8 protein-coding genes are annotated in these 8333 nt (G+C 72.6%); 6 read left to right on the top strand and 2 right to left on the bottom strand.

Annotated features, from left to right (window positions below; genetic code table 11):
- Positions 1-14 precede the first annotated feature (14 nt).
- Entirely contained in the window at positions 15-1034 is a 1020-nt protein-coding gene (locus ACFT55_RS16985; protein WP_380245022.1) for a DMT family transporter, read from the bottom strand.
- A gap of 33 nt (positions 1035-1067) precedes the next feature.
- On the opposite strand from ACFT55_RS16985, the gene ACFT55_RS16980 reads away from it, so the two are divergent.
- The 4 genes from ACFT55_RS16980 to clpX all read left to right on the top strand — a co-directional run bounded on the left by ACFT55_RS16980 (position 1068) and on the right by clpX (position 4598).
- The gene (locus ACFT55_RS16980) at positions 1068-1646 is read left to right on the top strand and encodes a TetR/AcrR family transcriptional regulator (RefSeq protein WP_380245021.1); all 579 of its coding nucleotides are present in this window, start codon (positions 1068-1070) and stop codon (positions 1644-1646) included.
- 136 nt (positions 1647-1782) lie between these two features.
- Complete coding sequence (locus ACFT55_RS16975) at positions 1783-2403, top strand: ATP-dependent Clp protease proteolytic subunit (protein WP_380245023.1); 621 nt, start codon at positions 1783-1785, stop codon at positions 2401-2403.
- 59 nt (positions 2404-2462) lie between these two features.
- Complete coding sequence (locus ACFT55_RS16970) at positions 2463-3179, top strand: ATP-dependent Clp protease proteolytic subunit (protein ID WP_380245020.1); 717 nt, start codon at positions 2463-2465, stop codon at positions 3177-3179.
- A gap of 144 nt (positions 3180-3323) precedes the next feature.
- A complete protein-coding gene (clpX, locus tag ACFT55_RS16965) occupies positions 3324-4598 on the top strand; it encodes an ATP-dependent Clp protease ATP-binding subunit ClpX (protein ID WP_380245019.1) in 1275 nt (424 codons plus the stop codon).
- 27 nt (positions 4599-4625) lie between these two features.
- Here clpX and ACFT55_RS16960 read toward each other — a convergent pair whose 3' ends face one another.
- Entirely contained in the window at positions 4626-6419 is a 1794-nt protein-coding gene (locus tag ACFT55_RS16960; RefSeq protein ID WP_380245018.1) for an AMP-dependent synthetase/ligase, read from the bottom strand.
- Positions 6420-6509: 90 nt separating this feature from the next.
- On the opposite strand from ACFT55_RS16960, the gene ACFT55_RS16955 reads away from it, so the two are divergent.
- Both ACFT55_RS16955 and ACFT55_RS16950 read left to right on the top strand, forming a co-directional pair.
- Positions 6510-6893, top strand: a complete 384-nt coding sequence (locus ACFT55_RS16955; RefSeq protein WP_380245017.1) for a chorismate mutase — start codon at positions 6510-6512, stop codon at positions 6891-6893.
- A gap of 117 nt (positions 6894-7010) precedes the next feature.
- Positions 7011-8261, top strand: a complete 1251-nt coding sequence (locus ACFT55_RS16950) for a hypothetical protein (RefSeq protein WP_380245016.1) — start codon at positions 7011-7013, stop codon at positions 8259-8261.
- Positions 8262-8333 lie beyond the last annotated feature (72 nt).

Below are 8333 nucleotides of genomic sequence, written 5' to 3'. Positions count from 1 at the left end.
GGCCCGCATCGTCCTCACGGACGGTGCGGGCCGTCGTCGTCCCCGCCGCCGTCTCCGTCACCGTCTTCGGCACCCTTCCCGCCACGCGCCGCCGGGGCCGCGCGACGGCGGCTCTCGGCTCGCACGACGGCGGCGACACCGAGCCCGGTGAGGACGAGCCCCGCCCCGGTGGCGGCAGAGAGGGGCTCGTCGAAGAGCGCGGCGCCGGCCAGCGTGGTGGTCGGGACGACGAGGAAAAGCAGCGCGTTGAGCGTGGTCACGTCCACGCGACGCAGCAGGGACCAGTACAGGCCGTAGGCGGCCAAGGACGGGACGAGCGCGAGGAAGACGGTCGACACCCAGAACGTGGCGTCGGCAGGCGGAAGGACGTCCCCCGTGGCGAGCGCGAGCACCGCGAGCACGAGCGTGGCGACCGTGGCGTGCAGGGCGAGCATGGGCGCGGCCGGGAGGGCTGCCGGGCGCCGGCGCTCCAGCATCGTGGCCGCGACGAGGGACCCGACCGCCGTCGCGGGCAGGGCGTACGCCCAGACGGGCGCCGTCGTGACGCGCAGGTCGGCGGACACGAGGAACGCCACGCCTGCGAACGCCGTCGCCAGGCCGGCCCACTGCAGGGGCCGGACGCGCTGGCCGAGCACGGGTCCCACGAGCGTGGCGACCAGGACGGGCTGCACCGCGTCGACGAGCGACGTCGCCCCCGTGCTCACGCCCAGGGCGATCGCGCCGTAGACGGGCAGCACGTACCCGACCTGGGAGAGCAGCCCGACGACGACGTGGTGCGCGGCCTCTCGCGCACCGCCGAGGTGCACGACTCCCGGGTGGCCGGCGCGGCGGCGCCCCCGCACCTTCCGGGCGACTCCGAGCCCGGCCCCGAGGGCGACCGTGACGACCACGTACCGCCACAGGAGGAGCGTCGGCACGGGGGCCTGGCCGGTGCCGAGCTTCGCACCGAGGAAGCCCGAGCTCCACGACAGCACGAACGCGACCGAGGCGAGAGCGGTCATCACGCGGGCGTGTATACCGATCTGTTTACCCATCCCAGCAATATACAGATCTGTATAGTCGGTCGCATGACCGACGCCCCCAGCCTCACCCCGGCCGCGCGAAGGATCCTCGAGGCCGCCTCGCACCTGTTCTACGCCCGCGGCCTGCACGCCGTCGGCGTCGACACCATCGCGGCGGAGGCGGGCGTCACGAAGAAGACCCTGTACGACCGCTTCGGGTCCAAGGAGGCCCTGGAGGTCGCGTACCTGCGGGCGCGCGACGCGCGCTGGGAGGAACACCTGCGTGCCGCGCTGGCCGCGCACGAGGAGCCCGGCGTCGAGCGCGTGCTGGCCCTGTTCGACGCCGCCGAGGGCTGGACGTCGGCCGAGGGCGGTCGAGGCTGCGCCGCGATCAACGCGCGCGCGGAGGTTGACGACCCGGCCCATCCCGTCGCGGTGGAGGTCGGGCGGCAGAAGGCGTGGCTGCGGGAGCTCGTCGAGGGGGAGTGCCGGCAGGCCGGCCTGCGGCGGTCCGGCGAGCTCGCGGCAGCGCTGGTGCTGCTCTACGACGGCGCCCTCGTGGCGTCCGGGCTGGGCGTCCCGTCGGCGCCGTTCCGCGCGGCGCGGCGGGCGGCACGCACGCTGTGCGAGGCGGCCGGGACGTGAGCGCCGGGGCCGGGGTGCGGCGTCGTGTGCGCCCGCAGCGAAAAGGGCCGGTTGCGGGACGTTTCGTCGCACCGCCGCACGTTAGGGTCGATCGACGGCGATGACGAAGGAGACGGACGTGAACGACTTGCTGCGGATGGACGGTGCGACGCCGGTGGCGCGCGCCGATGGCCCGGGCCTCGGCCTCAACGACTCCATCTACAACCGGCTCCTCAAGGAGCGCATCATCTGGCTGGGCTCGGAGGTGCGCGACGAGAACGCGAACGCCATCTGCGCCCAGATGATGCTGCTGGCCGCGGAGGACCCGGACAAGGACATCTGGCTGTACATCAACAGCCCCGGCGGCTCCATCACGGCCGGCATGGCGATCTACGACACGATGCAGTACATCCAGCCCGACGTCGCGACCATCGCGATGGGCATGGCGGCCTCGATGGGGCAGTTCCTGCTCTCCTCGGGCGCCAAGGGCAAGCGCTACATCACGCCGCACGCGCGTGTCCTCATGCACCAGCCGTCGGGCGGCGTCGGCGGGACCGCGACCGACGTGCGGATCGGCGCGCAGCTGATCATGCACATGAAGAAGGTGCTCGCGGAGCTCACGGCCGAGCAGACCGGCCAGCCGCTCGAGCAGATCCTCAAGGACAACGACCGCGACAGCTGGTTCACCGCGGACGAGGCGCTCGAGTACGGGTTCGTCGACCACGTGGTCACCAACGCGTCCTCGGTCTCGGGCGGCGGCGGCACCGCGGCGTCCTGACGACGCCGGACCGCCTCGTCCCGCGAGGACATCAACGACCTTTACGTGAGGAGACCACAGTGAGCTACTCCGAGGAGTACCAGTTCGCCCTCCGGGCCCAGAACCTGGCGGGCGCGGCGGGCCGCCCCGGCGGCGTCGCGCTGCCGCACGGCGCCCCGTCGTCGCGGTACGTGCTGCCCCAGTTCGAGGAGCGCACGGCCTACGGGTTCAAGCGCCAGGACCCGTACACCAAGCTGTTCGAGGACCGCATCATCTTCATGGGCGTCCAGGTCGACGACGCGTCGGCGGACGACATCATGGCGCAGCTGCTGGTCCTGGAGAGCCAGGACCCCGACCGCGACATCATGATCTACATCAACTCCCCCGGGGGGTCGTTCACGGCGATGACCGCGCTGTACGACACGATGCAGTTCATCAAGCCGCAGATCCAGACGGTGTGCCTCGGTCAGGCCGCGTCGGCTGCGGCCGTGCTGCTCGCCGCGGGCCAGCCGGGCAAGCGCCTCGCCCTGCCGAACGCTCGCGTGCTCATCCACCAGCCCGCGATGGAGGGCGGCGGCTACGCCCAGGCGTCGGACATCGAGATCCACGCCAACGAGCTCATCCGCATGCGGGAGTGGCTCGAGGAGACGCTGGCCGGCCACACCGGCAAGACGGTGGCCCAGGTGCGCGAGGACATCGAGCGCGACAAGATCCTCACCGCCCCCCAGGCGAAGGACTACGGCCTGGTGGACCAGGTGCTGGAGAGCCGCAAGCCGGCCGCCCTCGCGGCGCGCTGACCTGGGACGACAGAGGGTCCGCGTCCTCCCGGACCGGAGGACGCGGACCCTATGGCACGACGCACCGGGGTACTCGGCTGACAACGACGCCCCCGTGGTGTGGAATGGTTGCAGGACCAGCACTCAGGACTATGGAGGCTCCCGGTGGCTCGGATCGGTGACGGCGCAGACCTGCTCAAGTGCTCGTTCTGCGGAAAGTCGCAGAAGCAGGTCAAGAAGCTGATCGCCGGCCCCGGCGTGTACATCTGCGACGAGTGCATCGACCTGTGCAACGAGATCATCGAGGAAGAGCTCGGCGAGGCGGCCGAGCTCGGGCTCACGGAGCTGCCGAAGCCGCGCGAGATCTTCGACTTCCTGGAGCAGTACGTCATCGGCCAGGAGCCGGCCAAGCGGGCCCTGGCCGTCGCGGTCTACAACCACTACAAGCGGGTACAGGCGGGCGAGGCGGCGCGCGACAGCGACGACGCGGTCGAGATCGCGAAGTCCAACATCCTGCTCATCGGCCCCACCGGCACCGGCAAGACGTATCTCGCGCAGACGCTCGCGAAGATGCTGAACGTCCCGTTCGCCATCGCGGACGCCACGGCCCTGACGGAGGCCGGCTACGTGGGCGAGGACGTCGAGAACATCCTCCTCAAGCTCATCCAGGCCGCCGACTACGACGTCAAGAAGGCCGAGACGGGGATCATCTACATCGACGAGGTCGACAAGGTGGCCCGCAAGGCCGAGAACCCCTCGATCACGCGCGACGTCTCCGGCGAGGGCGTGCAGCAGGCGCTCCTGAAGATCATCGAGGGCACCACCGCTTCGGTGCCTCCGCAGGGCGGCCGCAAGCACCCGCACCAGGAGTTCATCCAGATCGACACGACGAACGTGCTGTTCATCGTGGCGGGCGCGTTCGCCGGGCTCGACGACATCGTGGCGTCCCGGGCGCGCAAGCGCGGCATCGGGTTCAGCGCGCCCATGGAGACCGTCGTCGACGACGACCTGTTCGCCGAGGTGCGGCCGGAGGACCTGCAGAAGTACGGCCTCATCCCCGAGTTCATCGGCCGCCTGCCCGTCATCGCCTCCGTGTCGCCCCTCGACCGCGACGCGCTGGTGCGGATCCTCACGGAGCCGCGGAACGCGCTCGTCAAGCAGTTCCAGCGCATGTTCGAGATCGACGGCGTCGAGCTCGAGTTCGAGCAGGAGGCCATCGAGGCGATCGCCGAGCAGGCGCTGCTGCGCGGCACCGGCGCGCGCGGCCTGCGGGCCATCATGGAGGAGGTCCTCCAGCAGGTGATGTTCGACGTGCCGAGCCGCGACGACGTGGAGCGGGTGGTCGTGACGCGCGAGGTCGTGCTGGAGAACGTCAACCCCACGCTGGTGCCCCGCACCTCGCCCGTGCGTCGCCGCCCGCCGCGGGAGAAGTCGGCCTGACGCGGGCCGGCCGGGACCGGACCCGGCTCAGCGGGCGTACAGGGCCTCGATCTCCTCGGCGAAGTCGCGCAGCACGAGCTCCCGCTTCACCTTGAGCGACGGCGTGAGGTACTCGTTCGCCTCGGTGAAGTCGCCCTCGAGCACCCGGAACTTGCGGATCGACTCGGCGCGCGACACCGCGGTGTTCGCCTCCTCGACGGCGGTGTCGAGCGCCGCCAGGACGCGCGGGTCGGTGCGGGCGGCGCCCACCGACATCGGCGGGATGCCCTGCGTCGACAGCCAGCCGGGCAGCATCTCCGCGTCCAGGGTGACCAGGGCCCCGATGAACGGTCGCCCGTCGCCGACCACCACGACCTGCGAGACCAGCGGGTGGGCCCGCACGCGGTCCTCCAGCGGGGCGGGGGCGACGTTCTTGCCGCCCGCGGTCACGATGATCTCCTTGGTGCGACCCGTGATGCGCAGGTGGCCGTGGTCGATCGCGCCCACGTCGCCGGTGCGGAACCAGCCGTCGACCAGCGCTTCCGCCGTGAGGTCGGGCCGCCCGCGGTAGCCGCGGAAGACGTGCGGGCCGGACACGAGGACGGCGCCGTCGTCGTCGACGCGCACGGAGGTGCCGGGGAAGGGCGGTCCCACCGTGCCGATCCGCAGGTCGGAGGGCAGGTTCACCGCCGTCGGCGCCGTGGTCTCCGTGAGGCCGTAGCCCTCGAGCACCGTGAGGCCCGCCCCGCGGAAGAAGTGGCCGAGGCGGTCGCCCAGGGGAGCGCCGCCGGAGATCGCGTACCGCAGCTCGCCGCCCATCGCCGCGCGCAGCTGCGCGAGGACCAGGCGGTCGGCCACCGCGTGCCGCAGCCGGAGGGTCGTGGGGACGGCGCCGGCGTCGAGCGCGCGCGAGTACGCGCCGGACACGCGGGCGGCCCAGGTGAAGACGCGGCGGCGTGCGGCGGACCCGGCGCGCTGCTCGGCCGAGTTGTAGACCTTCTCGAACACGCGCGGCACCGCCAGGAGGAACGTGGGCCGGAACGTGCGCAGGTCGTCGGTGAGCGTCTTGACGTCCGGGAGGTGGCCCAGCACCGCGCTGCTGCCGATGACCGCGACCTGGATGAGCCGGGCGAACACGTGGGCGAGCGGGAGGAACAGCACCGTGCGGGCGCCGTCGGCCTCCAGCAGCTCGGGGAGCGCGAGGCGGGCGTTGAGGACGAGGTGCGCGAAGTTGCCGTGGGTGAGCTCGGCACCCTTCGGGCGACCCGTCGAGCCGGAGGTGTAGACGATCGTCGCGAGGTCGTCGCGTGCCACCGCGTCGCGCCGGGCGGCGACGTCGTGCGCCGGGACCGCTGCCGCGGCCTCGCGCAGGGCGTCGACGGCACCGGTCGCGATGACGAGGACGTCCTCGAGGTCCGGCAGCTCGTCGCGCACCTGACGGACGGCGTCGGCGTGGGCCGGCGACTCCACCACGACCAGCCGCGCGCCGGAGTCCGCGAGGATCCACCGCACCTGGTCGGGGGAGGACGTCTCGTAGACGGGGACCACGACGGCCCCGACCGCCCAGGCCGCGAAGTCGAGCAGCGTCCACTCGTACCGCGTGCGGGACATGATCGCGACGCGGTCGCCGACCTCGACGCCTCGGGCGAGCAGGCCTCGCGCCACCGTCAGGACGTCGGCGTGGAACTCGCCCGCGGTCACCGGCGACCACGACCCGTCCGTCGCCGCGCGCCGCTCGATGAGGGGCCGGTCTCCGGCCCGGGCCACGCGCTCCGCCAGGAGGGTGTTGATGCTCGTGCCCTCGGGCACCTCCACGAGGCTCGGCGTCGTCGCGACCGTCATCTGTTCTCTCTCCGTGCGTCGGTTCGGCCGGCTCAGGCCGAAGAGGGACCTTACACGCTCGTACGTCCGCGGGCCTCGTAGGATCGACCCATGCCCGAGACCCCCGACGAGACCACGCCCGTGCCCGCTCCCGCTGCCGACGGGATCCCCCAGGAGATCCTCGATCTGCGCGCGAGCATCGACAACATCGACGCGGCGTTGGTGCACCTGCTGGCCGAGCGGTTCAAGATGACCCGGCGCGTGGGCGAGGTCAAGGCCGTGGGCGGGCTCCCTCCGGCCGACCCGTCCCGCGACCGGCAGCAGGTCGACCGGCTCAAGGGCCTGGCCGAGGCCGCCGGGCTCGACCCCGAGTTCACCGAGCAGTTCCGCAACTTCATCGTCTCCGAGGTCATCCGGCACCACGAGCGCATCGCCGAGGAGCACGCGGCGGGGCGCCTCAAGGGCGAGCTCCCGCCCCTGGACACCTACGCTTGAAGGGGTGAGATCTGACCCCGACCACGGGGTCGCGGTCCTCCGGCCGACGCAGTGGCGTCGGCCGCGAATCCGTCGCACGCTGGAGGCCACAGCCGACGACGATCAAGGGGATCACGGATGAAGATCGACTGGCTCAAGCCCCTCGTCGGACGCCCCGGCCCGTTCGCGACCGTCTACCTGGACGCGACGCCCTCGGCCGAGGCGGGCGACAGGGACGTCGCGAACCGCTGGCGAGCGGTCCGACGTTCTCTCGAACGGCAGTCGGCGCCCAGCGCGGTGCTCGACGAGCTGGAGGCCGCGGTCCTGCGGCCGACACGCGTGGCGGGGGCGCACGGCAGGGTGCTCATCGCCGAGGACGGGGGCGTGGTCGTCGACCGCGTGCTGCGCACCCCGCCCGCCGTGGCGACGGGGGTGTGGCTGCCCGTACCGGCGCTGCTGCAGGCCGCCCTGGCCGCGGACGAGGCGGTCGACGCGCTGTGTGTCGCCGTCGACCGCAGCGGGGCGGACTTCTGGCCCTGCGACGCCGCCGGCCGGGCGAGCGCGGCCCGCGAGACGTTCGAGGGCCCCAACGACGAGGTCAGCAAGACCTCCAGCCCGGGAACCAAGCGCGCCACGATCGAGTCCCGCGCCGAGGACTCCTGGAAGCGGAACGCAGCGGCCGTCGCGGCGGAGATCGACCGGCGCGTGAACGACGGCCGCCCGGAGATCGTGCTGCTCACCGGCGACGTGCGCGCCGTGAACCTGGTGCGCGCCGAGCTCGGCCAGGACGCCGGGCACCGGACGGTCGAGGTCGCGGGCGGCGGGCGCGGCCACGGCGTCCGCGCGGCGGACTTCGAGGCGAGCGTCGAGGACGCCCTCGACTCCTACCGGGAGCGGCGGCGCGAGGTGGTGCTCGCGGAGTTCCGCCAGGACCAGGGGCGCGAGGAAGGGGCAGTGTCGTCGGTCGACGACGTGGTCGCGGTCCTCGCCCGCGGGCAGGTGAAGGCGCTGGTGCTGGCCGAGGAGCTCGCCAGGGACGCGGCCGCGGTGCTGGCCGCGCCGGGAGACGGCATCGGGGGCACGGACCGCCTCGACGGTCTCCTCGGAGGGCGGACGCTGTGGATCGGGCCGGACCCGATGCACGTCGCCACGTCCCGCAGCGACCTGGAGGATCTCGGCGTCACCGAAGGGCTCGAGGAGCTTCCGGCGCCGTCCGCGCTGCTGCGTGCCGCCATCGCCCAGGACGCGGCCCTGACGTTCGCGCCCGAGGGGTCCGTCGACCTCATGGACGGTGTCGGCGCGACGCTGCGGTGGCACGACGACGGGACGCCGAAGGAGGTCGCCGCCACCATGAGCGGTGACGGGGACCGGTTCACCACGCCGAGGTAGTCCAAGGTCTGCCGAGGTAGTTCGACAAGAGCCGAGGTAGTGCGTGCCGGCCGCCATCCTGCGGCCCGCACG

Source organism: Isoptericola sp. NPDC057191 (genome assembly GCF_042670225.1).
GTDB lineage: Bacteria > Actinomycetota > Actinomycetes > Actinomycetales > Cellulomonadaceae > Isoptericola.
This window is presented reverse-complemented; position numbering and strand designations above follow the sequence as displayed.